The organism is Vogesella alkaliphila (assembly GCF_014652475.1).
Taxonomy (GTDB): Bacteria; Pseudomonadota; Gammaproteobacteria; order Burkholderiales; family Chromobacteriaceae; genus Vogesella; species Vogesella alkaliphila.
In genome coordinates, this window is the sequence record NZ_BMYW01000001.1 from 12,708 (window position 1) to 38,558 (window position 25,851).

The following is a 25,851-nucleotide window of genomic DNA, read 5'->3' on the forward strand; positions in this document are numbered from 1 at the left end:
GGCGCACCACGGGCTGCGACGGGCAAGCAAACAGATTAAATCGAGATCAAATCGAAAGGATTCAGCACTATGGGCAAAATTATCGGTATTGACCTGGGCACCACCAACTCCTGCGTGGCCGTTGTCGAGAACGGCAACCCGCTGGTGATCGAGAACGCCGAAGGCGCGCGTACCACCCCGTCCATCATTGCTTATATGGAAGACGGCGAAATCCTGGTCGGTGCGCCGGCCAAGCGTCAGGCGGTGACCAACCCGAAGAACACCCTGTACGCGGTGAAGCGCCTGATCGGTCGTCGTTTCGAAGACAAGGAAGTGCAGAAAGACATCGACCTGATGCCTTTCCAGATCAAGAAGGCCGGTAACGGCGATGCGTGGGTACAGGTGCGCGACAAGGAAATGGCGCCGCCGCAAATCTCCGCCGAAGTGCTGCGCAAGATGAAGAAGGCTGCCGAAGACTATCTGGGCGAAGAAGTGACCGAAGCGGTGATCACCGTGCCGGCCTACTTCAACGACAGCCAGCGTCAGGCGACCAAGGACGCCGGCCGCATCGCCGGTCTGGACGTGAAGCGCATCATCAACGAACCGACCGCGGCCGCGCTGGCCTTTGGCCTGGCCAAGCAGGAAGGCGACCGCAAGATCGCCGTCTATGACCTGGGCGGCGGTACCTTCGACGTGTCCATCATCGAAATCGCCGACGTGGACGGCGAGCACCAGTTCGAAGTGCTGTCCACCAACGGTGACACCTTCCTGGGCGGCGAAGACTTCGACCAGCGCCTGATCGACTACATCGTGACCGAGTTCAAGAAGGACCAGGGCGTCGATCTGAAGAACGACGTGATGGCCCTGCAGCGTCTGAAAGAGGCTGCCGAGAAAGCCAAGATCGAGCTGTCGTCCGCGACCCAGACCGAAGTGAACCTGCCGTACATCACCATGGACGCTACCGGTCCGAAGCACCTGGCGATGAAGATCACCCGCGCCAAGTTCGAAAGCCTGGTCGACGACCTGGTACAGCGCTCCATCGAGCCTTGCAAAGTGGCACTGAAAGACGCAGGCGTATCGCTGGCCGACATCACCGACGTGATCCTGGTCGGCGGTCAGACCCGCATGCCGAAAGTACAGGAAGCCGTGAAGGCCTTCTTCGGCAAGGAGCCACGTCGTGACGTGAACCCGGACGAAGCCGTGGCCGTGGGCGCCGCGATCCAGGGTTCGGTACTGTCCGGCGATCGCAAGGACGTGCTGCTGCTGGACGTGACCCCGCTGTCGCTGGGTATCGAAACCATGGGCGGCATCATGACCAAGCTGATCCAGAAGAACACCACCATCCCGACCAAGGCGTCGCAGGTGTTCTCCACTGCCGAAGACAACCAGACCGCGGTGACCATCCACGTGCTGCAGGGCGAGCGCGAGAAGGCTTCCGCCAACAAGTCGCTGGGCCAGTTCAACCTGGGTGACATCCCTGCCGCCGCCCGTGGCGTGCCGCAGATCGAAGTGGAATTCAACATCGACGCCAACGGCATCCTGCACGTGTCCGCCAAGGACAAGGCCACCGGCAAGCAGGCCAACATCACCATCCAGGCCTCCTCCGGTCTGTCCGAAGACGAAATCCAGCAGATGGTGCGCGACGCCGAGCTGAACGCGGAAGAGGACAAGAAGCTGCACGAGCTGGTACAGGCCCGCAACCAGGGTGAAGGCCTGATCCACAGCGTGAAGAAGTCGCTGGCCGAGCACGGCGACAAGATCTCCGCCGAAGAGAAGACCGCGATCGAAGCCGCGCTGAAAGAGGCGGAAGAAGTGGTCAAGGGCGACGACAAGGAGGCCATCGATGCCAAGATCGAAGTGCTGATGAAGGCATCGCACAAACTGGCCGAGCAGATGTACGCGGCGCAGGGTGCGGAAGGTGCCGCCAACACCGAAGCGGACGCAGGCAAGCAGGACGACGGCAACGTGGTCGACGCCGAGTTCGAAGAAGTGAAGAAAGACAAGTAATCGGCTGACGGAAGACAAGGCACAGGGCTCGCGCGCGGGCGCTGTGCTTTTTCATTGGTAAAACTTGCGGCCAACCTTTTGCGGTTGGGCGCACTGGTGAGACAGCATGGCTAAAAAGGACTTTTACGAGGTACTGGGCGTCAATCGCGATGCGTCGGACGACGACATCAAGAAGGCCTATCGCAAGCTGGCGATGAAGTACCACCCGGACCGTAATCCGGACAGCAAGGACGCCGAAGAAAAGTTCAAGGAGGTCAAGGCCGCGTACGAAATCCTGTCCGACGGCCAGAAACGTGCCGCCTACGACCAGTACGGCCACGCCGGGGTAGACCCGCAGGCCGGCATGGGCGGCGGCGGTGCCGGCTTTGGCGGCTTCGATTTCGGCGACATCTTCAGCGACATCTTCGGCGGCCAGCGTGGCGGCGGCGGTGGCCGTTCCAATGTGTATCGCGGCTCCGACCTGCGCTACAACATGGAGATCACGCTGGAAGAGGCGGCGCGCGGCTGCGAGAAGCAGATCCGCATCCCGTCGCATGAAAACTGCGACGTGTGCCACGGCTCCGGCGCCAAGCCGGGCACCCAGCCCAAGACCTGCACCACTTGCGGCGGTCACGGCCAGGTGCGCATGAGCCAGGGCTTCTTCTCCATCCAGCAGACCTGCCCGACCTGCCACGGCAGTGGCAAGCAGATCACCGATCCGTGCCACAAGTGCCACGGCGCGGGCCAGGTGAAGACGCACAAGACGCTGAACGTGAAGATCCCGGCCGGCGTGGACGAGGGCGACCGCATTCGCCTGTCCGGCGAAGGCGAACCGGGCCAGAACGGCGGTCCGGCCGGCGACCTGTTCGTGGTCACCCACATCAAGAAGCACAGCGTGTTCGAGCGCGACGGCATGGACCTGCATTGCGAAATGCCGATCAGCTTCGCCACCGCGGCGCTGGGCGGCGAGGTGGAGATCCCGACCCTGGACGGCATGGTCAAGGTCAAGATCGCGGCGGAAACGCAGAGCGGCAAGGTCTACCGCGTGCGCGGCAAGGGCGTGAAATCGGTGCGCGGCCATGACGTCGGCGACCTGATGTGCCACGTCATCGTCGAAACGCCGGTCAGCCTCACCGAACGGCAAAAGGAATTGCTGCGCGAGTTCGAGGCCATCAGCCAGGGCGATGTTGCGACGCACAACCCGCGCGCCAACTCGTTCATGGACAAACTGAAAGACTTTTTTGGCTGATCAGCATCGCTTTCAGCGGTTTCAAGGGCACGCCGTCAAGCAAGTTTGACGGCGTGTTTTGTTTTTTGGCGCAAGGATGTGCCGTTATTTTGCGGATTGTCGGACAAATAATGGCTAATGTATCCAGGCCACTGTTCACGCGGAACTTGTTTCAGTAATGTTCTGCTCTCGCGAAACAGGCGCATGACCTGTGCGATAGCACGCTACAGCTTACTGGGCTGTGGTGGCCACAACACCGTCGGAGCGGGTACTGACCCTCCCTTGAAACTGAGGAGTAAACATGCAGGCAGCAGTTGATTTTCTGAATGGCTGGATCTGGAGCAAGGGACTGATCTTCCTTTGCCTGGGCGTTGGTTTGTTTTTTTCCATCCGCACTCGTTTTGCGCAAGTCCGCCATTTCGGCGAAATGATCCGTTTGATGTTTGACGGCAAGTCCAGCGACAGCGGCGTGTCGTCGTTCCAGGCGCTGGCCATGACGCTGGCCGGCCGTGTCGGTACCGGTAACATCGCCGGTGTGGCCACCGCGATCACCTTCGGCGGCCCGGGTGCCGTGTTCTGGATGTGGATGGTTGCCTTCCTGGGCGCCAGCTCGGCCTTCGTCGAGTCCACGCTCGGCCAGATCTACAAGGAAAAGATCAACGGTGAATACCGCGGCGGTCCAGCCTTCTACATCGAGAAGGGCCTGGGCATGAAGCCGTTCGCGATCGTATTCGCCATCGCGACCATCTTTGCCTGCGGCGTGCTGCTGCCGGGTACCCAGTCCAACTCCATCGGTGCCGGCCTGCAGAACGCGCTGGGCATTGACCCGAACGTGACCGCCGCCATCCTGGCGCTGATGCTGGGCTTCATCATCTTCGGTGGCGTGAAGCGTATCGCTTCCTTTGCCGAAATCGTGGTGCCGTTCATGGCGCTGGGTTACATCCTGGTGGCCTGCGTGATCGTGGCACTGAACATCCATCAGCTGCCTGACGTACTGGCTCTGATCTTCAAGAGCGCATTCGGCTTTGACGCTGGCTTCGGTGCCATCCTCGGCATGGCGATCCAGTGGGGCGTGAAGCGTGGCGTGTACTCCAACGAAGCTGGTCAGGGTACCGGCCCGCACGCATCGTCCGCCGCTGCGGTATCGCATCCTGCCAAGCAGGGTCTGGTACAGGCGTTCTCGGTCTACATCGACACCCTGTTCGTGTGCTCCGCTACCGCCTTCATGCTGCTGATTACCGGCCAGTACAACGTACAGGGCCCGGATGGTCAGGTTCTGCATACCGGTATCGCCGGTGTGGCAGCCGGTCCTGGCTACGTGCAGACCGCGATGGAAAACATCATGCCTGGTTTCGGCTCCATCTTCGTGGCCGTGGCACTGTTCTTCTTCGCCTTCACCACCATCATCGCCTACTACTACATCGCCGAAACCAACATCGCCTACCTGAGCCGCAAGGTAAACCGTCCTTGGCTGACGCTGGTGCTGAAAGTCGGCATCATGGCGACCGTGGTATACGGCACCGTGAAGACTGCCGATCTGGCCTGGGGCCTGGGTGATATCGGTGTCGGCATGATGGCATGGATGAACATCGCCGCCATCCTGCTGCTGCAGAAGCCGGCCTTCATCGCACTGCGCGACTACGAGGCACAGCTGGCCAAAGGTGTGGATCCGGTGTTCCACCCAGAAAAACTGGGCATCAAGGGCGCCGACTACTGGACCGGCCATCAGTCGGAAGACAATCTGGAAGAAGAGCGCAAGCACGGCGGTCAACCGGTCTACGACCGAGTTTGATAGACTTGCAGTAATCCGCATCATCATTGACGCCGGGGCAACCCGGCGTTTTTTCATTTGGACCACCGACATGGATTTACTGCACAGCACCTGGTTCTGGATCGTGATCATCGGCGCGCCGCTGGGCACCGTACTCGGCACCCTGGCGCGGCTGTCGCAAAAACAGCCGCCGATCGAGCTGCCGCCGGGCGTGGCGCCGGGCACCTACGCCCGCCGCGAGCAGGCCGAGCAGGATGAGAACGCGGCGTCGCGCTGACGCTCCGCTTCGTTGCGGTTAAGAGCCGCTAACAAAACCTCGCAGAGCACCTGAGCCAAGGCGCGCCGACGCAGACAGTACCAGTCGTACGGCAAGGAGGCGCAACGCAGGATCAGGGGTTTTGTTAGTGGCTCTAAGCTTGCGCTGCCGCAAATGCCGCTGAACTTCTGCTGTGCCCGCTGTCCCAGTCTTGCTATCGTTAGCGCCTTCCTTCTGAACCGTTTGCCGCGAAAGACCCTCATGTTTGCCAACCGCTACTTCCCCGCGACCCGTCTGCGTCGCATGCGCCGTGACGACTTCTCCCGCCGCCTGATGCGCGAAAACGTGCTGACCACCAACGACCTGATCTATCCGGTATTCGTGCTGGAAGGGCAGGGGCGCGAGCAGGCGGTGACGTCGATGCCGGGCGTGGTGCGCCAGAGCCTGGACAAGCTGCTGTTTACCGCCGAAGACGCGCTGCAGCTGGGCATCCCGATGTTGTCCATCTTCCCGGTGGTGGAAACCGGCAAGGACAATTCCGGCAAGGAAGCCTACAACCCGGACGGGCTGGTGCCGACCGTGGTGCGTGAGCTGAAGGCGCGCTTTCCGGAGCTGGGCGTCATGACCGACCTCGCGCTCGACCCGTACACCATCCACGGCCAGGACGGCCTGCTCGACGACAGCGGCTACGTGCTGAACGACGAAACCACCGAAGTGCTGGTGCAGCAGGCGCTGTGCCATGCCGAGGCCGGCGCCGACGTGCTCGGCCCGTCCGATATGATGGACGGCCGCATCGGCGCCATCCGCAGCGCGCTGGAAGAAGACGGCTACATCCACACCAGGATCCTGGCCTACAGCGCCAAGTACGCGTCGGCCTTCTACGGCCCGTTCCGCGATGCGGTCGGCTCTGCGGCCAACCTTGGCAAGGCCGACAAGTACACCTACCAGATGGACCCGGCCAACCTCGACGAGGCGATCCAGGAGGTGGCGATGGACCTGGAAGAGGGCGCCGACATGGTGATGATCAAGCCGGGCATGCCCTACCTGGACGTGATCCGCCGCATCAAGGACACCTTCAAGGTGCCGACCTACGCCTACCAGGTGTCCGGCGAGTACGCGATGCTGAAAGCCGCCGCGCAGAACGGCTGGCTGGACGAAGAGAAGTGCATGATGGAAAGCCTGCTCGCCTTCAAGCGCGCCGGCGCCGACGGCATCCTCACCTACTTCGCGCTGGACGCGGCGCGACTGCTGCGTCGCTGATACGCGCAGCTTCCACAGCAAAATGCGGCCAACGTTGGCCGCATTTTTCATGGGCGCGTGGTTTTGGCGCTGAACGTCAGGCAGTCGCGCCCTGTCGCCTCGCGCACGTCCTGCAGCGGCAGCCGCTTGCTCTTGAAGTCCATCGCGCGGCAGCCGTAGGGAAAGCGGGCGTCGTGGGTGATGTAGTAGTGGGCGCAGGCGCGGCAATGCGGCACAGGAGAGCTGGGGCGGTTCACGGTCGGGTTCGGCGCGGGAATGGAAAGCGGATTGTCGCACAGCCGTGCCATTGCCGGCCGGACGGGGGTAACACTCACCCGGTGAAAATCGTGCGCAACTGTCCCTGATAATGTCGTCGGCGCGGGTCTAGAATGGTGACAGAACATCGCTTGCCGGCACCGCTTGGCGTACCGGCCTCCACGCTGAACAACAGGGAAGCCCCCCGCATGAACCACACCTATCTCGCCCATCTGCAAGCCACGCTGGCGCAAATCCGCGCCGACGGTTTCGAGAAACCGGAGCGCGTGATCGCCACGCCGCAACGTGCCGACATCACCCTGTCCGGCGGCCGCGAGGTGCTGAACTTCTGTGCCAACAACTACCTGGGCTTCGCCGACGACGCGCGCCTGATCGCGGCGGCGAAGCAGGGCCTGGACGACTACGGCTACGGCTGCGCCTCGGTGCGTTTCATCTGCGGCACGCAGCAGGTGCACAAGGACCTGGAGGCGGCGATTTCCGGCTTCCTCGGCACCGAGGACACCATCCTCTACTCCAGCTGCTTCGACGCCAACGGCGGCGTATTCGAGACCCTGCTCACCGAAGACGACGCGGTGATCTCCGACGAGCTGAACCACGCCTCCATCATCGACGGCGTGCGCCTGTGCAAGGCCAAGCGTTTCCGCTACAAGAACAACGACATGGCCGATCTGGAAGCCCAGCTCAAGGCCGCCGAAGAGGCCGGTGCCCGCTTCAAGCTGATCGTCACCGACGGCGTGTTCTCGATGGACGGCATCATTGCCGACCTCAAGACCCTGTGCGACGTCGCCGAGCGCTACGGCGCCATCGTGATGGTGGACGATTCGCACGCCGTCGGCTTCATGGGCGAAACCGGTGCCGGCACGCCGGAGCTGTGCGGCGTCGCCGACCGTGTCGACATCTACACCGGCACGCTGGGCAAGGCGCTGGGCGGTGCTTCCGGCGGCTACGTCTCCGGACGCAAGCCCATCATCGACCTGCTGCGCCAGCGTTCGCGGCCCTACCTGTTCTCCAACACGCTGGCGCCGGCCATCGCCGCCGCCAGCGTGAAGGTGCTGCAGATCCTGGCCACGGAAGAGGGCGCCGCGCTGCGCGCCAACCTGAAGCGCAACGCCGACTACTTCCGTCAGGCGATGAGCGAGGCCGGTTTCACTCTGGTGCCGGGCCAGCACCCTATCATTCCGGTGATGCTGGGCGACGCCAAGCTGGCCGGCGAGATGGCCGCGGCGCTGCTGGCCGAGGGCGTGTTCGTCACCGGCTTCTCCTACCCGGTGGTGCCGAAAGGCAAGGCGCGCATCCGCACCCAGATGTCAGCAGGCCATACACTGGAACAGGTACAGCACACCGTCGCCGCCTTCATCAAGGTTGGCCGCGAACTGGGCGTGATCTGATTATTTTCGGCCACGAACGCCACGAAAAGGCACGAGAATATTCGCCACCGAAACCACGGAAGACACCGGCAAAGCGGGTTGGCAGCGGCCATTTGAGTGATGGTGCGGCGCAGCTTCGTGTCTTTCGTGGGCTTCGTGGCCAGGCGTTTTCTGTGTTGTTCTGTGGATTCTGTGGCAATAGGGGACTCTGAAATGAAAGCACTAGCCAAACTGCAGGCCGCTCCCGGCCTGTCCATGACCGACGTTGCGATGCCGGAAGTCGGCCACAACGACCTGCTGATCAAGATCAGCAAGACCGCGATCTGCGGCACCGACATCCACATCTGGAACTGGGACGAGTGGGCGCAGAAGACCATCCCGGTGCCGATGCACGTCGGCCACGAGTACGTCGGTGTGGTCGCCGGCATGGGCTCGGAGGTGCAGGGCTTCAAGATCGGTCAGCGCGTGTCCGGCGAAGGCCACATCACCTGCGGCCACTGCCGCAACTGCCGCGCCGGCCGTCGCCACCTGTGCCGCAACACCACCGGCGTCGGCGTCAACCGCGAAGGCGCGTTTGCCGAATACCTGGTGATCCCGGCCTTCAACGCCTTCCCGATCCCGGACGACATCTCCGACGATCTGGCCTCGATCTTCGACCCGTTCGGTAATGCGGTGCACACCGCGCTGTCGTTCAACCTGGTCGGCGAGGACGTGCTGATCACCGGCGCCGGCCCGATCGGCATCATGGCGGTGGCGATTGCCAAGCACGTCGGCGCCCGCCACGTGGTGATCACCGACGTCAACGACTTCCGCCTCGATCTGGCGCGCAAGATGGGCGCCACCCGCGCGGTGAACGTCGGCCGCGAAGACCTGAAAACCGTGATGCAGGAACTGCACATGAGCGAAGGCTTCGACGTGGGCCTGGAAATGTCCGGCAACCCGCACGCCTTCCGCCAGATGCTGGAAACGATGAACCACGGCGGCAAGGTGGCGCTGCTGGGTATCCCGCCGGCCAACACCTCGATCGACTGGAACCAGGTGATCTTCAAGGGCCTGGAGATCAAGGGCATCTACGGTCGCGAGATGTTCGAGACCTGGTACAAGATGGTGGCACTGATCCAGTCCGGTCTGGATATTTCGCCGATCATCACCCACCACTTCAAGGTCGACGATTTCGAAGCCGGCTTCGCCGCCATGCTGTCCGGGCAGAGCGGCAAGGTGATTCTGGACTGGCAGTAAGCGGAATATGATGTTTGCGGCCAACCTTTGGCACAAGGTTGGCCGCAATGGATGGCAGAGCAAGGCACGATGCGGTTAGAATCGTGCCTTGTTTTTCATCTTTGAAACGCCGCGACATGCTCACTTTTCAGGAAATCATCCTCACCCTGCAGCACTACTGGAACCGTCAGGGCTGCGCCTTGCTCCAGCCGTACGATACCGAAGTGGGCGCAGGCACCTCGCATACCGCCACCTTCCTGCGCGCCCTCGGCCCGGAACCGTGGAACGCCGCCTACGTGCAGCCCAGCCGTCGCCCGAAAGACGGCCGCTACGGCGAGAACCCCAACCGCCTGTTCCAGCACCACCAGTTCCAGGTGGTACTGAAGCCGTCGCCACCGAATATCCAGGACCTGTACCTCGGCTCGCTGCGCGAGCTGGGCATCGATCCGACCATGCACGACATCCGTTTCGTCGAGGACGACTGGGAAAATCCGACCCTCGGCGCCTGGGGTCTGGGCTGGGAAGTGTGGCTCAACGGCATGGAAGTGACGCAGTTCACCTACTTCCAGCAGGTCGGCGGCCTCGATTGCAAGCCGGTGCTGGGCGAGATCACCTACGGCCTGGAACGTCTGGCGATGTACCTGCAGGACATCGAGAACGTGTACGAGCTGGTGTGGACCACCCTGCCGGACGGCACGCCGGTCACCTACGGCGACGTGTTCTTCCAGAACGAGGTCGAGCAGTCGCGCTTTGCCTTCGAGCACAGCAATGTCGAGCTGCTGTTCAAGCAGTTCGGCGACTACGAAGCCGAGGCCAAGCGCCTGCTGGAGGCCGGCCTGCCGCTGCCGGGCTACGAGATGATCCTGAAGGCCGGCCACACCTTCAACCTGCTGGACGCGCGCGGCGCCATCTCGGTGACCGAACGCGCCGCCTACATCGGCCGCATCCGCAACCTGGCCCGTGGCGTGGCGCAAGCCTACTACGCCGCGCGCGAGGCGCTGGGCTTCCCGATGTGCAAGAAAGACTGACATGAAGACGTGGGCAGCGCTGTTCTTTGTGCTGTTGGCCACGCTGGCCGCGCTCAGCTGGTATGTGCGCAGTCAGCAGGCGGAGCCACAACCGGAAGGCGAGTTCCAGGTGTACCAGAGCGGTACCGGCCTGGAGCTGTCGCTGGAGCTGGCTTCCATCGCCAACGTCAAGGACGGCCTTGTCCGTTTCGTCAACCAGGAGCGGTTCAGCGAGCGCAAGACCCAGAAAGAGCTGGGCATCCGCTATCACATCCGCCGCCTCGAAGGCCGTGCCGACTGCAATGCGCGCCAGTATGCGTTCATCGGCGCCTCGTACTGGACCGCCAGCGGCCAGCACGTGTACACGCAGATGTTCCCGTTGCAGCGTTTCAACTGGACCTTCGTGCCGGTGGTCGCCGATTCGACGGCCGATACCATGCTGCGCCTGGTGTGCCGACTCGCCCCCAATGCTCCTAGCTTGAAGATTGAATGACCATGACTGCTACCCTGTTGATCGAGCTGCTCACCGAAGAGCTGCCGCCGAAAGCACTGGAAAAGCTGGCCGCCAGCTTTGCCGACACCATTACCGACGAACTGAAAAAACTGCAGTTCGTGGCCAGCAACGTGCAGTCGCACGTGTTCGCCAGCCCGCGCCGTCTGGCGGTGCAGATCCCGTCCGTCGCCGCCATCCAGCCCGAGCAGCACAGCGTGCGCCGCGGCCCGGCGGTGGCCAGCGGCATGAAGGACGGCCAGCCGACCCCGGCACTGGCCGGCTTCGCCCGCTCCTGCGGCGTGGAAGTGAGCCAGCTCACCACCGTGCACGACGGCAAGCAGGACGTGTACGCCCATGAATCGACCAAGGCCGGCGAGAGCCTGTCCGCGGTGCTGTCCGGCATCGTCGCCACCGCGCTGAAAAAGCTGCCGGCGCCGAAGCTGATGCGCTGGGGCGACCTCGACGTGCAGTTCGTGCGACCGGTACACGGCCTGATGATGCTGCACGGCGAACAGGTCGTCGCCGGCGAGGTGCTGGGGCTGCAAAGCGGCAACGTCACCCGCGGCCACCGCTTCCTGTCCGCCGGCGAGGTGAGCATCCCGAGCGCCGACGCCTACCCGCGCACGCTGGCGGAAGAGGGCAAGGTGATCGCCAGCTTCCTCGCCCGCCGCGAACTGGTGCGCCAGCGCCTGTCGCACGCCGCCGCCAGGCTGAACGCCACCATCGCCGCGCCGGACGCCTTGTTCGATGAAGTGACCGGCCTGGTGGAGTGGCCAGTGGTGCTGGAGGCTGGCTTCGAGGCCGAGTTCCTGAATGTGCCGCAGGAATGCCTGATCCTGACCATGCAGCAGAACCAGAAGTACTTTCCGCTGCTTGATGCGGATGGCAAGCTGATGAACCGCTTCCTGCTGGTGTCCAACCTGGAAGCCGCCGACCCGCGCTACATCATCGGCGGTAACGAGCGCGTGCTGCGCGCGCGCCTGTCCGACGCCAAGTTCTTCTACGAGCAGGACCAGAAGCACCGCCTCGACAGCCGCCTGCCGCGTCTGGAACACGTGGTCTACCACAACAAGATCGGCAACCAGCTGGAACGCATCACCCGCCTGACCAGCATCGCCTCCGCGATTGCCGCCAAGCTGGGCGCCGACAGCTCGCTGGCCGGCCGCGCCGCTTACCTCGCCAAGGCCGATCTGGTGTCGGACATGGTCGGCGAATTCCCGGAGCTGCAGGGCATCATGGGCCGCTACTACGCGCGCCTGGACGGTGAGGACGAGGTGGTGGCCGACGCCATCGAGGGCCACTACCACCCGCGCTTTGCCGGTGACAGCCTGCCGCAGGGCGAGATTGCCACCGCGGTGGCGCTGGCCGACAAGCTGGAAACCATCGTCGGCATCTGGGGCATCGGCCTGATCCCGACCGGCGACAAGGATCCGTTCGCGCTGCGCCGCGCCGCGCTGGGCGTGCTGCGCATGGTGCTGGAGCAGCCGCTGGACCTGAAGGCGCTGATCAGCGACGCCGCCGACGCCTTCCCGGCCGGCCTCTTGTCCGCCACCGTGGTGGACGAGGTGTACGCCTTCTGCCTGGAACGGCTGAAGAACTACCTCGCCAACGACTACAAGGGCGACGAGATCGACGCCGTGCTGGCGCTGGCGCCGACGCAGCTGAACGAAGTCGGCGCCATCCTGGCTGCCGTCGCGCAGTTCAAGGCATTGCCGGAAGCGGCCACGTTGGCCGCAGCCAACAAGCGCGTGAAGAACATCCTGAAGAAGACCGAGGGCGACATCGCCGCGGTGAACCCGGCGCTGTTTGCCGAGGACGCCGAGCGCGCGCTGTTCGCGGCGGTGGAAGCGCTGGCACCGGCGGTGGACGCCAAGTTCGCTGCCCACGACTTCGCCGGCGCGCTGACCCAGCTCGCCTCGCTGCGTGCACCGGTGGATGCCTTCTTCGACGGCGTGATGGTGATGGCCGACGACCTGGCGGTGCGCGGCAACCGCATCGCGCTGTTGGCAAGGTTGGCCGCACTGTTCAACCGCGTGGCCGACATCTCGCTGCTGGCCGAGTAAGGACTGGCGCCGCTGGCGCCAGCACCCGCCTGACCGGCTCCCCGCAAACCGGGGCATCGCACGATGCTCCGGTTTGTGTTGCCAGGGCGGCGGGCACGATGGCCGGCGGTACGCTGCCGGTTTTGTGGGGCTTGCGGTCGTGACCGTGGCCAGAACTAGGAGTGTTGCTTGAAACTCGTCATCCTCGATCGTGACGGCGTGATCAACGAAGATCGCGACGATTTCGTCAAAAACACCATGGAATGGCAGCCGCTGCCGAAGAGCTGCGACGCCATCGCCAACCTGACCCAGGCCGGCTGGCACGTGGTGGTCGCCACCAACCAGTCCGGCATCGGTCGCGGCCTGTTCGACATGCACGCGCTCAACGCGATGCACGAGAAGATGCACCGGCTGGTAGGGCAGGCCGGTGGCCGCATCGACGCGGTGGTGTTCTGCCCGCACACCGCCGACGACCAGTGCCGCTGCCGCAAGCCGCAGCCGGGCATGGTCGAAGACATCATGGCGCGCTTCAATGTGCGCGGCGAAGGCCTGCCGATGATCGGCGACAGCCTGCGCGATCTGCAGGCGATTGCCGCGGTCGGCGGCCGGCCACTGCTGGTGAAGACCGGCAAGGGCCTGCGCACGCTGGAAAAGGGCGGCCTGCCGGAGGGCACGCAGGTGTTCGACAACCTGTTCGCCGCCGCCGACTACCTGATTAACCTGGAAAACTGAACTGCCCATGTTGCTGATTCGTAACCTGATCTACTGGCTGCTGGTGGCCATCGTCACGCCGCTGTTCTTCCTCGGTCTGTTCATCGGCGCACCGCTGCCACGCCGTACCCGCCACGTGATCGGCGAGAGCTGGGCGCGGCTGCTGACCTGGCTGCTGTGGCACGTGGTCGGCCTGCGCTATCGCGTGATCGGCGCCGAGAACATCGTCAAGGAGCCGGCGATCATCTGCGCCAAGCACCAGTCCGGCTGGGAAACGCTAGCGCTACAGGAGATCTTCCCGTCGCAGGTGTTCGTCGCCAAGCAGGAACTGCTGTGGATCCCGTTCTTCGGCTGGGGGCTGGCGCTGACCAACCCGATCACCATCAACCGTTCCGACCGCGCCAATGCCAACCGCCGCATGCTGGAGCAGGGCACCAACCGCAAGCAGCACGGCTTCTGGATCAGCGTGTTTCCGGAAGGTACCCGCACCCGTCCTGGCGTGGCCGGCAAGTACAAGCTGGGCGCGGCGCGGATGGCGAAGCAGCTGGACATGCCGCTGGTGCCGGTGGCGCACAACGCCGGCGAATTCTGGCCGCGCAACGCCTTCCTTAAGCATCCGGGCGAGATCACGCTGGTGATCGGCCCGGCGATTTATCCGCGCGACGATGTCGGCCCGGAGGCGATGACGCGGCAGGCGGAGGCGTGGATCGAGGCGCGCCAGCGCGAGATCGGCGGCGTCGGCCCGTTTGCCCACCCCGATGAACGCAAAGCCCGCGCCGCTTAGCCTGCAGCTGCCGCACGGCGCGGTGACGGTGCGTCTGATCCGCCGCGCGCGGCAGAGCGTCGGCATCCGCATCAAACACGGCGAGGTGGAGCTGATCGCGCCGCCGGCGGTGCCGCTGGCCTACCTGCAAGAGGTGCTGGCCAGCAAGCGCGACTGGATCGCTCGCCATCTGGCGCGCCACCACGCCGAGCAGGACGAACGCGCGCTGACGCAGGGCCAGGTGCTGCTGGGCGGCGAGAGCTACCGCCTGCACTGCGTCGCCGCCAGCCGCCACCAGGCGCAGCTGATCGGCGACACCCTGCACCTGGCCGGGCCGATGCTGGAGCAGCCGGCACGGCTGGCCGCCAGCGTGGTCGGCTATCTGCAGCAGGAGGCGCGGCAGCGCTTTGCCGCGCGGCTGGCGTTGTGGCAGCCGCGCGCGGCGCGGCCGCTGTCCGGCTGGGGCCTGTCCTCGGCACGCACGCGCTGGGGCAGCTGCACCGGCCGCGGCGTGGTGCGCCTCAACTGGCGGCTGGTGCAGGCGCCGGAATCGGTGCTCGACTACGTGATCGCCCACGAGCTGGCCCACCTCTTGCACATGAACCATTCGCCGGCGTTCTGGGCCGAGGTCGGCCGCCTCTATCCCGGCTGGCAGGGTGCGCGGCAGTGGCTGAAGCAGCATGGCGACAGCCTGTTCCGCTACGGCTGAGCGACCCGCAAACACACTGTTCTGGCCGGCGCGGGCTTTGCTTTCGCGCCCGCCGTCCCCATCTGATCTGCCTCGCTGCCTGTTGCGGCCAACCTTTTCCGGAGAACACCATGCGCCTGCTGCATACCATGATCCGCGTCGGCAACCTCGACCGCTCCATCGCCTTCTACACCGAGGTGCTGGGCATGAGCCTGCTGCGCAAGCACGACTACCCCGACGGCCGTTTCACCCTGGCCTTCGTCGGCTACGGCGACGAGGACAGCAACAGCGTGATCGAGCTGACCCACAACTGGGATACCGACAGCTATGAGCTGGGCAACGCCTTCGGCCACCTGGCGGTGGAAGTGGCCGACGCCTACGCCGCCTGTGACGCGGTGCGCGCCAAGGGCGGCAAGGTGGTGCGCGAGGCGGGGCCGATGAAGCACGGCACGACCGTGATCGCCTTTGTCGAGGACCCGGACGGCTACAAGATCGAATTCATCCAGCGCGGCACCCGCTAAGCCGACACGGATAAGCAACGGCCAGTCGCAGTTCTGCGGCTGGCCGTTGTGCCGTCTGCATGCCGGCGGGCAGCGGCGGCGGCGACTCGGTTACAATGGACGCCATTCGGATAAGGGAAGTGCCGCTTGCATGCTGATCCTCAATCAACGTCAGAAAGACCTGCTGGCCTGGGTTAACCGCGAGGGCTATGTCGCGGTCGAGAAAATGGCCGCCCATTTCGCCGTCACCCACCAGACCATCCGCCGCGACATCACGCTGCTGGCGGAACACAAGCTGCTGCAGCGCTACCACGGCGGCGCCAGCGTGCTGTCCAGCGTCGAGAACGTCGCCTACGACGCGCGCCAGGTGCTGATGATCGAGGAAAAGCGCCGCATCGCACGCGCGCTGGCGGCGGAAATCCCCGACAACGCCTCGCTGTTCATCAACCTCGGCACCACCACCGAGGAGGTCGCCAAGGCGCTCTCCCAGCACCGCGGCCTGCGCGTGATCACCAACAACTTCCACATCGCCAACCTGATGTGCGACTACCCCGACTGCGAGGTGCTGGTTGCCGGCGGCGCGCTGCGCAAGCGCGACCGCGGCCTGACCGGCGAGGCGACGGTGCAGTTCATCCGCCAGTTCAAGGTCGACTACGGCATCATCGGCGTGTCCTGTATCGAGCACGGCGGCGTGCTGCGCGACTACGACTACCGCGAGGTGCTGACCACGCAGGCCATCATGCAGCAGTCGCGCCAGGTGTGGCTGGCGGCCGACCATTCCAAGTTCGACCGCCCGGCGCTGGTGGAGCTGGGACACCTGTCGCAGGTGGACGCGCTGTTTACCGACCAGCCGGTGAGCGCGGAAATGGCCGAGGTGCTGGCCGCCGGCGACACCCGGCTGGTGGTGGCGGCCTGATGCTGATCGGCGAACTGGCGGCGCTGACCGGCGCCACGCGCAAGGCGATCCGCCTCTACGAGGCGCAGGGCTTGCTGCCGGTGCCGCAGCGCCGTGGCAACTACCGCGTCTATCAGCCGCTGGACGTGCACCTGGTCGGCATGATCCGCCGCGCGCAGACGGTGGGCTTCAGCCTGGCGGAGCTGAAAGAGCTGGCGGTACTGAAGGCCGCCTCCGGCAGTTTTCCGCTGGCGGTGGCGCAGCAGCTGATCCGGCAGAAACAGCGGCATTTCCAGCAGGAATTGCAACGGCTGCAGGCCTTGCAGCAGCAGCTGGCGCAGCTGGAGGCCGAGCTGCTGCAGAATTACGGCGCCGCCCCCGTCACCTGCACTTGACCTTGCCCTGTAGGGCAAGCTTTACGCTGATGCTTCCTTATCCCATCAGGAGCATTTGCGATGACATCCCTGCCTTTTGCACGCATGACCGCGCTGGTCAGCGGCGCCTCTTCCGGTATCGGCCGCTGCTTTGCCGAGGCGCTGGCGCAGCGCGGCTGCCACCTCATACTCACCGCCCGTTCCGGCGACGCGCTGCAACAGCTGGCCGCGCAGCTGCGGGCCCGGCACGGCATCCGGGTGCTGGTCATCCCCGCCGATCTGGCACAAGCCGGTGCGGCGGCCGCGCTGTACGCCGAGATCACGGCCGCGGGCTGGACGGTGGACCTGCTGGTCAACAATGCCGGCTTCGGCAAATGGCGCCATTTTCTCGACGAAAGCGCCGACACCTACCAGCGCATGCTGATGCTGAACATCGTGGCGCTGACCGAGCTGACGCGGCTGTTGCTGCCGCCGATGCAGGCGCGCCGGCTGGGGGCGGTGATCAACGTGGCCTCGACTGCGGCGTTCCAGCCCCTGCCGTATATCGCGGTTTACGGCGCGTCCAAGGCCTACGTGCTGCACCTGACCGAGGCGCTGGCCACCGAGTACGAGGGCAGCGGCGTGCGCTTTCTGGCGCTGTGCCCGGGCAATACCCGCACCCGCTTTACCGAGGTGGCCAACGCCGACGTGTCGGGCATGGCGGCGGCCTCGCCGGAGTCGGTGGTGGCGTCGGCACTGCGGGCGCTGGACGCGGGGCGGCACTACCACGTGCCGGGCCGGATGAACTACCTGACCGTCCAGTTGCCGCGCTGGCTGACGCGGCGGCAGGTGACGCGGCTGGTCGCGACGCTGTTTGCCAAACGCATTATGCCAAAGGTATCGTGAGGGGCGGCGGGCGTGCGGCCCGCCGGACGACGGATGCGCTTACCTGAAAGGAAACAAGATGGCGACTTCAGCCCAGTGGTGGCTGTTTGCCGGTGCGGCACTGCTGATGGTGCTGACCCCCGGTCCCAATATGCTTTACCTGCTGTCGCGCAGCCTGTGCCAGGGACGCCAGGCCGGCATGATCTCGCTGCTGGGCGTGGTCGCCGGCTTCCTCTTGCACATGCTGGCCGCCGCGCTGGGGCTGACGGCGCTGTTCCTGGCCGTGCCGCTGGCCTATGCCGTGCTGAAGTGGGGGGGCGCCGCCTATCTGATGTGGCTGGCCTGGCAGGCGCTGCGCCCGGGGGCGCGCTCGCCCTTTGCCACGCGCAGCCTGACGGCCGATTCGCCACGGCGCCTGTTCATGATGGGCTTCCTCACCAATGTGCTGAACCCCAAGATCGCGGTGTTTTACCTGTCCATCCTGCCGCAGTTCATCGTGCCGGGGGCGGGCAGCGTGTTCCGGCAGAGCCTGCTGCTGGGGCTGACTCAGATTGCCATCAGTTTTGCGGTCAACCTGCTGATCGTGCTGTTTGCCGCCCGTCTGGCCGCGGGCTTTGCCGCCAGGCCGCGCTGGCTGGCGGCGCAGCGCTACGTGATGGGCAGCGTGCTGGCTGCGCTGGCCGTACGCATGGCGCTGCAGCCGCAGCGTGCCGGGTAACACGCTGCGGCCAACCTTTTACCCTCAGTGTGGCTGCGTCTCGCGCACACTGCCTGCCGGCTGGCTGTTGCGGTACGCCGCCAGCCAGCGTTCTACCGCGGCCTCGGCGCCGGCCGGCAGGTGCAGGCGCAGCTTGCTGCGCCGCCACAGGATGTCTTCCGCCGTCGTCGCCCACTCCTTGTCCACCAGATAGCGCAGCTCGGCTTCAAACAGCCCGGGCTGGATTTCCGCGCCCAGCGCCGCAAGGTTGGCCGCAGTGCCCAGCAGCGGATAGACGCGGCTGCCGTAGGCGCGCGCCAGGCGCGTGGCCAGCGCCGGCGGCAGCCACGGTTTGGCCTGCTGCAGGCTGCGCACGAAGGCGTCGAAGTCGCCGCCGGGCAGGTCGCCGCCGGGCAGGTGCTGGCCGGCGGTCCAGCTTGGGCGCGTGTTGCCCAACAGCGGCGCCAGCTGGTCGACCGCCTGTTCCGCCAGCTTGCGGTAGGTGGTGATCTTGCCGCCGAACACCGACAGCAGCGGCGCGCCGTCGCTGTCCAGCTCCAGCGCGTAGTCGCGGGTGACGCCGCTGGCGTTGTCGTGTTCGTCGTCCAGCAGCGGGCGCACGCCGGAGTAGGTGGCGACCACGTCGGCGGGGCCGATCTGCTGCGCGAAGTAGCGGTTGCTCATCGCGCACAGGTAGGCGATCTCGTCGCTGTCGATGGCGACGCGCGCGGCATCGTCGTGGTATTCGACGTCGGTGGTGCCGATCAGGGTGAAGTCCTGTTCGTAGGGAATGGCGAAGATGATGCGCTTGTCCGGGTTCTGGAAGATGTAGGCAAAGTCGTGATCGAACAGCTTCTTCACGATGATGTGGCTGCCCTTCACCAGGCGGATCGCCTTGCGCGCCGGCGCGTGGATCACGCCGCCCAAGAGCTGTTGCACCCACGGCCCGCCGGCGTTGGCCAGCGCGCGGGCGCGCACCTGCTGGCGGCCGTGCTCGCCATCCAGCGTGCACAGCCAGCCGTCGCCGTCGCGCTGGGCGGCGACACAGGCGGTGCGGGTGCGGATGCCGGCGCCGCGCTCGGCGGCGTCCATCGCGTTGAGCACCACCAGTCGCGCGTCGTTGACCCAGCCGTCGGAGTAGACGAAGCCCTGGTGGTAGCGGCTTTTCAGCGGGCTGCCGGCCGGGTGGTGCTCGAAGCGGATGCGTTCGCTGCCGGGCAGGCGCTTGCGGCGGGCGAGGTGGTCGTACAGGAACAGGCCGCAGCGGATCAGCCACGCCGGGCGCTGTTCGGCGTCGTGCGGCATCACGAAGCGCAGCGGCCACATGATGTGCGGCGCGGCGTCCAGCAGCCCTTCGCGTTCCTGCAGCGCCTTGCGCACCAGCGAGAATTCGTAATATTCCAGGTAGCGCAGGCCGCCGTGGATCAGCTTGGTGCTGGCCGACGAGGTGTGCGCCGCCAGGTCGTCCTTTTCACAGAGCAGCACTTTCAGGCCGCGGCCGGCGGCGTCACGGGCGATGCCGGCGCCGTTGATGCCGCCACCGATCACGAGCAGATCATAATTTTCCACGAGCTTTCCTTTGCACGGCGCCCCGTCCTGACGGCGTGACGCTTGTTGTCTCTTGATAATAGAAGATAGATAAAAACGAACACAAAAGCAACATTAAACGATCAAAAATGTTTGTTTTGTGTTTTTGTTCGGCGCAAAAAAAGACGCCCGAAGGCGTCGAGGGAGAGTGCAGTCCGTCTGGACGGCCGCGCCGCGGTGGCGCGGGCCGTCAGTGTCAGGCTCAGGCCACGCTGTGGGCCACCGCGGCCAACGTTGCGCCCAGCAGCGAGCCGATCACCGGCACCCAGCTGTAGCGCCAGTCGCTGTCGCGCTTGCCCTTGATCGGCAGGATGGCGTGCATGATGCGCGGCGCCAGATCGCGCGCCGGGCTCATCGCGTAGCCGGTGGTGCCGCCCAGCGACACGCCGATGCCCAGCACCAGCAGGGCCACCGGCAGCGCGTCCATCGCGCCCAGCGACACCTTGGGCGCCACCATGCTGAGGATGGCGAACACCAGCACGAAGGTGGCCAGCACTTCCGACAGCAGGTTGCCGCCGGTGCTGCGGATCGCCGGGCCGGTGCAGAACACCGCCAGCTTGGTGTCGGCGCAGTCGGTATGGTCGAAGTGGTCGCGGTAGATCAGCCACATCAACAGCGCGCCGGCCATGCCGCCCAGCATCTGCGCCGCGATATAGCCGGGTGCGTCGGCCCAGGCAAACTTGCCGGCCACCGCCAGCGCGACGGTGACCGCCGGGTTGAGGTGGGCGCCGCTGATGGCGGCGACGCTGAACACGCCGACAAACACCGCCATCGCCCAGCCGAAGGCGATCACGATCAGGCCGCTGTTATGGCCCTTGGTCCCTTTCAGGATCACGTTGGCAACCACGCCGTTGCCGAGCAGCACCAGCAGCGCGGTGCCGATGAATTCGCCGAATAGTGGATTCATGTTGAAACTCCGTCGCGAACGCGGGGCAGTACGCTGCCACCGCGGGAAAACAGGATAGGCGGGGCGCCGCGCCGGCAGCGTCAGGCTATCCGGCGCGGCGTCTGGATCAGGCCACGTCGTTGGCCCAGCTGATCGCGGCGCGGGTGGCGCGCTGCCAGCCGGCGACGTAGCGATCGACGGTGGCGGCATCCAGCTGCGGCGAGAAGCGGGTGTCCAGCTGCCACTGCCCCTGGATGTCGTCGGTGCCCTGCCAGTAGCCGACGGCGAGGCCGGCGAGGTAGGCCGCCCCCAGCGCGGTGGTCTCGGTGATCTTCGGCCGTGCGACCTGGGTGCCCAGGATGTCGCTCTGGAACTGCATCAGCACGTTGTTGACGCAGGCGCCGCCGTCCACGCGCAGCTCGGCGATGGTGATGCCGGAGTCGGCCTGCATCGCACCCAGCACGTCCATGGTCTGGAACGCGATGCTGTCCAGCGCGGCACGGGCGATGTGGGCGGCGCCGGTGCCCTGCGTCATGCCGACCAGGGTGCCGCGCGCGTCGGAGTTCCAGTGCGGGGCGCCCAGCCCGGCGAAGGCCGGTACCAGGTATACGCCGTCGCTGTCCTTCACCCCGGCCGCCAGCGGGCCGACATCGTGCGAGTGCTTGATGATGCCGAGGCCGTCGCGCAGCCATTTCACCACCGAGCCGCCGATGAAGATGCTGCCTTCCAGCGCGTACTGCACCTTGTCGCCGACCTGCCAGGCGATGGTGGTCAGCAGCTTGTTGTGCGACGCGATCGGGGTGTCGCCGGTATTCATCATCATGAAGCAGCCGGTGCCGTAGGTGTTCTTCACCATGCCAGGCAGGGTGCACTGCTGGCCGAACAGCGCCGCCTGCTGGTCACCGGCGACACCGGCGATCGGGATCGACACGCCCAGGTGCGCGGCGTGGGTGTGGCCGTAGACTTCGCTGGAGCTTTTCACCTGCGGCAGCATGCTGGCCGGGATGCCCATGATGTCCAGCAGCTCGTCGTCCCACTGCAGGCGGTGGATGTCGTACAGCATGGTGCGCGAGGCGTTGGACACGTCGGTGACGTGCACCGCGCCGTGGGTCAGCTGCCAGATCAGCCAGCTGTCGATGGTGCCGAAGGCCAGCTTGCCGGCGTTGGCGCGCTCGCGGGCGCCGGGCACGTTGTCCAGGATCCAGCGCACCTTGGTGGCGGAGAAGTAGGAGTCGACCAGGAGGCCGGTCTTGTTGCGGATGGTGTCGGCCAGGCCGCGCTCGCGGATCTCGTCGCAGAACGGCGCGGTGCGGCGGTCCTGCCACACGATGGCGTTGTACACCGGCTGGCCGGTGTCGCGGTCCCACACCACCGTGGTTTCGCGCTGGTTGGTGATGCCGACCGCGGCGATCTTGCTGCCGGGGATGCCGGCGCGCGCCAGCGCCTCGGCGGCCACGCCGACCTGGCCGGCCCAGATCTCCATCGCGTCGTGCTCGACCCAGCCCGGCTGCGGGTAGATCTGGCGGAATTCCTTCTGTGCCGAGGCGACGATGTCGCCACTGCGGTTGAATACAATTGCCCGGGAGCTGGTCGTGCCCTGATCCAGCGCCAGAATGAATTGATCTTGCATTTGAGAAGTCTCCTCGGCCGCTGGCCGTGTTGTGAGTTGTTTCTTTGCTGTTTGTTTTTGTGTTTATTTTGTTGTTTTTGCTTTCGTTCGAATTGTAGTGCCGCCAAAGTCGCTGTCAATTCGCGTCGTCAAAAAATTGACACAAAGCCCGGATGTTGCGGTGCGGAGTGTGGTGTAGTCGCGCGGCTACAAGTTGTTGCGATGCAAGGCAAAAATGCCGTTTTCCGGTGCGGAAAACGGCATGGAACGCGCAGAACGGGCGTTGTGCGGATGTTGCAGTGCAAAGGTTGGCCGCAAGGCCTCAGCCGGGTGGCGGCATCAGGCACCGCAAGGCGGCCGGCACCAGTTCGAACGTGACCGGTGCGCTGCCGCACAGCTCGCCGTCCAGCTCCAGCGGGCAGTCCGCCGCCGCGCCGTCCACCTGCAGCTGGCGGCCGCGCAGGTAGCGCACCCGCGGGTCGCGCAGCGGCTGCGCCGCGCGCAGTTGCGGCAGCAGGCGCAGGAAGTCCAGACCGTTGCCGTCGCGGATCAGCACCAGCTCGAACAGGCCGTCGTTGACGCTGGCCTGCGGCGCAATGCCCAGCCCGCTGCCGAAGTAGCGGCCGTTGGCCACCGACAGGCACAGGAAACGGCCGGCGATGGCCTCGCCATCCAGCGTCAGCCGCATCGGTCGCGGCCGGAAGCGCAGCAGCGCCGCCAGCACCGCGCTGGAGAAGGCGGCACTGGCCGGCAGCCACGCCGGCAGCCGCTTGACCCGCCGCACGATGTCGCTGCTGATGCCGAGCGAGGCGATGTTGTTGCACCAGCGCACCTGCGGCTGGCCGTCGTTGCCGCGGGTGGTGACGCGGATCAGGTCCAGCGGGTAGGCGTGGCCGGCGGCGATCAGCGCCAGCAAGTCGTCGCTGTGGCGGCCGCTGCCCAGCGTGCGCACGAAGTCGTTGCCGGTGCCGCTGGGCAGTACTCCCAGCGCCAGCTGCTGCCGCTGCGCCGCCGGCACGCTCATCAGGCCGTTGACCACCTCGTGCACGGTGCCGTCGCCGCCGACGGCGATCACCCAGCGCGCGCCGGACAGCGCCGCCTCGCGCGCGAGGCGGGTGGCGCTGCTGGCCGAGGTGGTCAGCAGCACGTCGACGGCAAAGCGGTCGCGAAACGGTTGCAGCAGCTGCTGCGGCAGGCCGTCGGGGCAGTGGCGGCCGTGGATGATGAACACGATGCGGGAGGCGGGCGTAGACGGGGACATGGTGGGAACCGCGATGCAGATCGCGCCATTATGCCGCCATCGCGCGCTCGTGCAATGCTGCAAGGTTGGCCGCAAGCGTTGCGGCCAACCTTGGGGCGGACTCAGGCGTTCAGCCTGGCCAGCAGCGCGTGGGCGACGGCTTCGGACGAGGCCGGATTCTGGCCGGTGATCAGCAGACCGTCCTCGACGAGGAACGGCGCCCAGTCGGCGCCTTTCTCGTAACGGGCGCCGCGTGCCTGCAAGGCGTCTTCCAGCAGCAGCGGCACGATGCCGGTGAGCTGCACCGCCTCTTCCTCGCTGTTGCTGAAGCCGGTGACGCGCTTGCCGGCGACCAGCGCCTTGCCGTCGGCCCCCACGACATTGACCAGCACCGCCGGCGCGTGGCACACCGCGGCCACCGGTTTGCCGGCGGCGACGGTGGCGGCGATCAGGCGCTGCGAGTCGGCATTGTCGACCAGATCCCACAGCGGGCCGTGGCCGCCGGGGTAGAACACCGCGTCGTAGAGGCCGGCGTCGATGCTGTCCAGCGGCAGCGTTTCCGCCAGCCGCGCCTGCAGCGTGGCGTCGGCATTGAAGCGCTCGGTGGCCGGGGTGCCGAACGCGGGGTCGGCGCTTTTCGGGTCGATCGGCGGCTGCCCGCCGCGCGGCGAGGCGAGGGTGATGGCGACGCCGGCATCGGCCAGCGCGTAGTAGGGGGCGGCGAATTCCTCGATCCAGAAGCCGGTCTTGTGGCCGCTGTCGCCGAGCCGGTCGTGGCTGGTGAGGACAAACAGTACGTGTTTCATGGGCGTCTCCAGTAATCGGGTACCAGGTTGGCCGCAAGCGTTGCGGCCAACCCTGGGGGCATTACAGCGCCGGGTAGTCGGTGTAGCCTTCGGCGCCGCCGCCGTAGAAGCTTTCCGGGCGCGGCGGGTTCAGCTCGGCGCCGCGGGCGAAGCGGGCCGGCAGGTCCGGGTTGGCGATGAACGGACGGCCGAAGGCCACCGCGTCGATCAGCCCGGCGCCGATCAGTTGCTCGGCCTTGTCTACGGTATAGCCGCCGGCGGCGATGATGGGGTGTGGATAGATGGCGCGCACGGCACGGCGGAACTCGTCCGGCCACGCGGGGCCGCCGGCCCAGTCCGGCTCCGACAGGTGCAGGAAGGCGATATTGCGCTTGGCGATCTCGGCTATCAGGTACAGCGCCATCTCCTGCTGGTCGGTCTCGGACAGTCCGTTGAACACGCCCAGCGGCGACAGGCGGATGCCGACGTGGGTGGCGTCCCACTCGGCGATCACCGCATCCAGCACTTCCAGCACGATGCGGGCGCGGTTCTCGACGCTGCCGCCGTACTGGTCTGTGCGCTGGTTGGCCGCAGGCGACAGGAACTGGTCCAGCAGGTAGCCGTGGGCGCCGTGGATCTCCACCAGGTCGAAGCCGGCGCGGCGCGCGTTGTCGGTGGCGCGGCGGTAGTCCTCGATCAGGTCGGCGATCTCGGCGGTTTCCAGCGCGCGCGGGGTGGAGGTGGGGGCGCGCACCAGCTGGCCGTTCTCGTCGCGGATATTGGTGTTGCTGTCGGCCTTGATGGCCGACGGCGCCAGTGGCGCGTCGCCGTTCGGCTGCAGGCTGCTGTGCGAGATGCGGCCGGTGTGCCACAGCTGGATGGCGATCTTGCCGCCTTCGGCGTGCACCGCGTCGGTCACCTCGCGCCAGGCGCGCACCTGTTCCTCGCTGTAGATGCCCGGCGCGCCAGCGTAGCCCTTGGCGGTCGGCGAGATGTGGGTGCCTTCGTTGATGATCAGGCCGGCGCCGGCGCGCTGGCGGTAGTAGTCGGTCGCCAGCGCGGTCGGCACGTCGCCCGGCTCGGTATTGCGCAGGCGGGTCAGCGGCGCCATCAGCACGCGGTTGGCGAGGGTAACGGCACCGAGGTGCAGCGGGGTCAGCAGTTTGTCGGCTTGCATGGGGCGTGGTCCTTTTTCGGTTAAAGAGGCGGCAATGCGGGTGTGGCTAAGGCCCCCGCCGGCGGGCAGGGGTGGGTAAAACGGTTTGCGGCCAACGTTGGCCGCGCGCTGCGCGGGCTGGCTGCGGTTGCCTGGTTGCTGGCATCAGATTTCCAAATCAACTAATAGACCGGTCGTCTAAGTTGGGGCCATAAAAAACCGCTCGCCCGCGGC

Annotated in this window: 25 protein-coding genes; 18 read left to right on the forward strand and 7 right to left on the reverse strand. The window is 65.9% G+C overall.

All coding sequences use genetic code 11. The features are described from left to right. Nucleotides 1-69 precede the first annotated feature (69 nt). The 5 genes from dnaK to hemB all read left to right on the forward strand — a co-directional run bounded on the left by dnaK (nt 70) and on the right by hemB (nt 6,480). Nucleotides 70-1,986 (forward strand): molecular chaperone DnaK, encoded by a 1,917-nt coding sequence (gene dnaK, locus IE100_RS00070; protein WP_189372028.1) that lies wholly within the window; start codon nt 70-72, stop codon nt 1,984-1,986. Between the two features lie 106 nt (nt 1,987-2,092). Beyond that, nucleotides 2,093-3,214, forward strand: a complete 1,122-nt coding sequence (dnaJ, locus tag IE100_RS00075) for a molecular chaperone DnaJ (RefSeq protein ID WP_189372029.1) — start codon at nt 2,093-2,095, stop codon at nt 3,212-3,214. A 280-nt stretch (nt 3,215-3,494) separates the two neighbouring features. Next, nucleotides 3,495-4,985 carry an alanine/glycine:cation symporter family protein gene (locus IE100_RS00080; protein ID WP_189372030.1) on the forward strand — a complete coding sequence of 497 codons (1,491 nt, stop codon included), beginning with the start codon at nt 3,495-3,497 and terminating at the stop codon, nt 4,983-4,985. 70 nt (nt 4,986-5,055) lie between these two features. After that, nucleotides 5,056-5,241: a hypothetical protein gene (locus IE100_RS00085; protein WP_189372031.1), complete on the forward strand. Its 186-nt coding sequence runs from the start codon at nt 5,056-5,058 to the stop codon at nt 5,239-5,241. 240 nt (nt 5,242-5,481) lie between these two features. Beyond that, nucleotides 5,482-6,480, forward strand: coding sequence for a porphobilinogen synthase (gene hemB / locus IE100_RS00090; RefSeq protein WP_189372032.1), 999 nt, complete (start codon nt 5,482-5,484; stop codon nt 6,478-6,480). Between the two features lie 47 nt (nt 6,481-6,527). Here hemB and IE100_RS00095 read toward each other — a convergent pair whose 3' ends face one another. After that, the gene (locus IE100_RS00095) at nt 6,528-6,716 is read right to left on the reverse strand and encodes a hypothetical protein (RefSeq protein ID WP_189372033.1); all 189 of its coding nucleotides are present in this window, start codon (nt 6,714-6,716) and stop codon (nt 6,528-6,530) included. Between the two features lie 207 nt (nt 6,717-6,923). Between IE100_RS00095 and IE100_RS00100 the strand changes: the two genes are divergently transcribed. The 13 genes from IE100_RS00100 to IE100_RS00160 all read left to right on the forward strand — a co-directional run bounded on the left by IE100_RS00100 (nt 6,924) and on the right by IE100_RS00160 (nt 18,375). After that, nucleotides 6,924-8,123 carry a glycine C-acetyltransferase gene (locus IE100_RS00100; protein WP_189372034.1) on the forward strand — a complete coding sequence of 400 codons (1,200 nt, stop codon included), beginning with the start codon at nt 6,924-6,926 and terminating at the stop codon, nt 8,121-8,123. Nucleotides 8,124-8,315: 192 nt separating this feature from the next. Beyond that, the gene (gene tdh, locus IE100_RS00105; protein WP_189372035.1) at nt 8,316-9,341 is read left to right on the forward strand and encodes an L-threonine 3-dehydrogenase; all 1,026 of its coding nucleotides are present in this window, start codon (nt 8,316-8,318) and stop codon (nt 9,339-9,341) included. 116 nt (nt 9,342-9,457) lie between these two features. Then, nucleotides 9,458-10,348 carry a glycine--tRNA ligase subunit alpha gene (glyQ, locus tag IE100_RS00110; RefSeq protein WP_189372036.1) on the forward strand — a complete coding sequence of 297 codons (891 nt, stop codon included), beginning with the start codon at nt 9,458-9,460 and terminating at the stop codon, nt 10,346-10,348. 1 nt (nt 10,349) lies between these two features. Continuing rightward, nucleotides 10,350-10,820 carry a hypothetical protein gene (locus IE100_RS00115; protein WP_189372037.1) on the forward strand — a complete coding sequence of 157 codons (471 nt, stop codon included), beginning with the start codon at nt 10,350-10,352 and terminating at the stop codon, nt 10,818-10,820. Nucleotides 10,821-10,822: 2 nt separating this feature from the next. Beyond that, on the forward strand, nt 10,823-12,883 hold the full coding sequence (gene glyS, locus IE100_RS00120; RefSeq protein WP_373295285.1) for a glycine--tRNA ligase subunit beta: 2,061 nt from the start codon (nt 10,823-10,825) through the stop codon (nt 12,881-12,883). A gap of 168 nt (nt 12,884-13,051) precedes the next feature. After that, nucleotides 13,052-13,594, forward strand: coding sequence for a D-glycero-beta-D-manno-heptose 1,7-bisphosphate 7-phosphatase (gmhB, locus tag IE100_RS00125; RefSeq protein ID WP_189372039.1), 543 nt, complete (start codon nt 13,052-13,054; stop codon nt 13,592-13,594). A gap of 7 nt (nt 13,595-13,601) precedes the next feature. Then, a complete protein-coding gene (locus IE100_RS00130; protein ID WP_189372040.1) occupies nt 13,602-14,357 on the forward strand; it encodes a lysophospholipid acyltransferase family protein in 756 nt (251 codons plus the stop codon). Then, complete coding sequence (locus IE100_RS00135; protein WP_189372041.1) at nt 14,332-15,045, forward strand: M48 family metallopeptidase; 714 nt, start codon at nt 14,332-14,334, stop codon at nt 15,043-15,045. The genes IE100_RS00130 and IE100_RS00135 overlap by 26 nt, the downstream gene beginning before the upstream one ends. A gap of 110 nt (nt 15,046-15,155) precedes the next feature. Continuing rightward, complete coding sequence (gloA, locus tag IE100_RS00140; RefSeq protein ID WP_189372042.1) at nt 15,156-15,545, forward strand: lactoylglutathione lyase; 390 nt, start codon at nt 15,156-15,158, stop codon at nt 15,543-15,545. A gap of 130 nt (nt 15,546-15,675) precedes the next feature. Beyond that, complete coding sequence (locus tag IE100_RS00145) at nt 15,676-16,440, forward strand: DeoR/GlpR family DNA-binding transcription regulator (protein ID WP_189372043.1); 765 nt, start codon at nt 15,676-15,678, stop codon at nt 16,438-16,440. After that, nucleotides 16,440-16,814, forward strand: coding sequence for a MerR family transcriptional regulator (locus IE100_RS00150; protein WP_189372044.1), 375 nt, complete (start codon nt 16,440-16,442; stop codon nt 16,812-16,814). The genes IE100_RS00145 and IE100_RS00150 overlap by 1 nt, the downstream gene beginning before the upstream one ends. Before the next feature lie 60 nt (nt 16,815-16,874). Next, nucleotides 16,875-17,678, forward strand: coding sequence for an SDR family NAD(P)-dependent oxidoreductase (locus IE100_RS00155; RefSeq protein ID WP_189372045.1), 804 nt, complete (start codon nt 16,875-16,877; stop codon nt 17,676-17,678). A 58-nt stretch (nt 17,679-17,736) separates the two neighbouring features. Further along, nucleotides 17,737-18,375, forward strand: a complete 639-nt coding sequence (locus IE100_RS00160; protein ID WP_189372046.1) for a LysE family translocator — start codon at nt 17,737-17,739, stop codon at nt 18,373-18,375. A gap of 24 nt (nt 18,376-18,399) precedes the next feature. Here the strand turns inward: IE100_RS00160 and glpD are convergent, their stop codons facing one another. From glpD to IE100_RS00190, 6 genes are all read right to left on the reverse strand, one after another. Next, the gene (gene glpD, locus IE100_RS00165) at nt 18,400-19,923 is read right to left on the reverse strand and encodes a glycerol-3-phosphate dehydrogenase (protein WP_189372047.1); all 1,524 of its coding nucleotides are present in this window, start codon (nt 19,921-19,923) and stop codon (nt 18,400-18,402) included. 220 nt (nt 19,924-20,143) lie between these two features. After that, a complete protein-coding gene (locus tag IE100_RS00170) occupies nt 20,144-20,848 on the reverse strand; it encodes an MIP/aquaporin family protein (protein ID WP_189353380.1) in 705 nt (234 codons plus the stop codon). 106 nt (nt 20,849-20,954) lie between these two features. Then, nucleotides 20,955-22,457: a glycerol kinase GlpK gene (glpK, locus tag IE100_RS00175; RefSeq protein WP_189372048.1), complete on the reverse strand. Its 1,503-nt coding sequence runs from the start codon at nt 22,455-22,457 to the stop codon at nt 20,955-20,957. Between the two features lie 301 nt (nt 22,458-22,758). Then, a complete protein-coding gene (locus IE100_RS00180; protein WP_189372049.1) occupies nt 22,759-23,697 on the reverse strand; it encodes a diacylglycerol/lipid kinase family protein in 939 nt (312 codons plus the stop codon). A 101-nt stretch (nt 23,698-23,798) separates the two neighbouring features. Beyond that, entirely contained in the window at nt 23,799-24,482 is a 684-nt protein-coding gene (locus IE100_RS00185; RefSeq protein WP_189372050.1) for a type 1 glutamine amidotransferase domain-containing protein, read from the reverse strand. Between the two features lie 61 nt (nt 24,483-24,543). Continuing rightward, complete coding sequence (locus tag IE100_RS00190) at nt 24,544-25,638, reverse strand: alkene reductase (protein ID WP_189372051.1); 1,095 nt, start codon at nt 25,636-25,638, stop codon at nt 24,544-24,546. Nucleotides 25,639-25,851 lie beyond the last annotated feature (213 nt).

Bases quoted from the DNA above. Each gene is read 5' to 3' on its own strand.
- IE100_RS00155 (WP_189372045.1), top strand. From the start codon at position 16,875: ATGACATCCCTGCCTTTTGCACGCATGACCGCGCTGGTCAGCGGCGCC.
- IE100_RS00135 (WP_189372041.1), top strand. From the start codon at position 14,332: ATGAACGCAAAGCCCGCGCCGCTTAGCCTGCAGCTGCCGCACGGCGCG.
- tdh (WP_189372035.1), top strand. From the start codon at position 8,316: ATGAAAGCACTAGCCAAACTGCAGGCCGCTCCCGGCCTGTCCATGACC.
- IE100_RS00170 (WP_189353380.1), bottom strand. From the start codon at position 20,848: ATGAATCCACTATTCGGCGAATTCATCGGCACCGCGCTGCTGGTGCTG.
- dnaK (WP_189372028.1), top strand. From the start codon at position 70: ATGGGCAAAATTATCGGTATTGACCTGGGCACCACCAACTCCTGCGTG.
- IE100_RS00080 (WP_189372030.1), top strand. From the start codon at position 3,495: ATGCAGGCAGCAGTTGATTTTCTGAATGGCTGGATCTGGAGCAAGGGA.
- glyS (WP_373295285.1), top strand. From the start codon at position 10,823: ATGACTGCTACCCTGTTGATCGAGCTGCTCACCGAAGAGCTGCCGCCG.
- IE100_RS00145 (WP_189372043.1), top strand. From the start codon at position 15,676: ATGCTGATCCTCAATCAACGTCAGAAAGACCTGCTGGCCTGGGTTAAC.
- IE100_RS00085 (WP_189372031.1), top strand. From the start codon at position 5,056: ATGGATTTACTGCACAGCACCTGGTTCTGGATCGTGATCATCGGCGCG.
- hemB (WP_189372032.1), top strand. From the start codon at position 5,482: ATGTTTGCCAACCGCTACTTCCCCGCGACCCGTCTGCGTCGCATGCGC.
- IE100_RS00160 (WP_189372046.1), top strand. From the start codon at position 17,737: ATGGCGACTTCAGCCCAGTGGTGGCTGTTTGCCGGTGCGGCACTGCTG.
- dnaJ (WP_189372029.1), top strand. From the start codon at position 2,093: ATGGCTAAAAAGGACTTTTACGAGGTACTGGGCGTCAATCGCGATGCG.
- glpK (WP_189372048.1), bottom strand. From the start codon at position 22,457: ATGCAAGATCAATTCATTCTGGCGCTGGATCAGGGCACGACCAGCTCC.
- glyQ (WP_189372036.1), top strand. From the start codon at position 9,458: ATGCTCACTTTTCAGGAAATCATCCTCACCCTGCAGCACTACTGGAAC.
- IE100_RS00130 (WP_189372040.1), top strand. From the start codon at position 13,602: ATGTTGCTGATTCGTAACCTGATCTACTGGCTGCTGGTGGCCATCGTC.
- IE100_RS00115 (WP_189372037.1), top strand. From the start codon at position 10,350: ATGAAGACGTGGGCAGCGCTGTTCTTTGTGCTGTTGGCCACGCTGGCC.
- IE100_RS00185 (WP_189372050.1), bottom strand. From the start codon at position 24,482: ATGAAACACGTACTGTTTGTCCTCACCAGCCACGACCGGCTCGGCGAC.
- IE100_RS00100 (WP_189372034.1), top strand. From the start codon at position 6,924: ATGAACCACACCTATCTCGCCCATCTGCAAGCCACGCTGGCGCAAATC.
- IE100_RS00190 (WP_189372051.1), bottom strand. From the start codon at position 25,638: ATGCAAGCCGACAAACTGCTGACCCCGCTGCACCTCGGTGCCGTTACC.
- IE100_RS00180 (WP_189372049.1), bottom strand. From the start codon at position 23,697: ATGTCCCCGTCTACGCCCGCCTCCCGCATCGTGTTCATCATCCACGGC.
- IE100_RS00150 (WP_189372044.1), top strand. From the start codon at position 16,440: ATGCTGATCGGCGAACTGGCGGCGCTGACCGGCGCCACGCGCAAGGCG.
- gloA (WP_189372042.1), top strand. From the start codon at position 15,156: ATGCGCCTGCTGCATACCATGATCCGCGTCGGCAACCTCGACCGCTCC.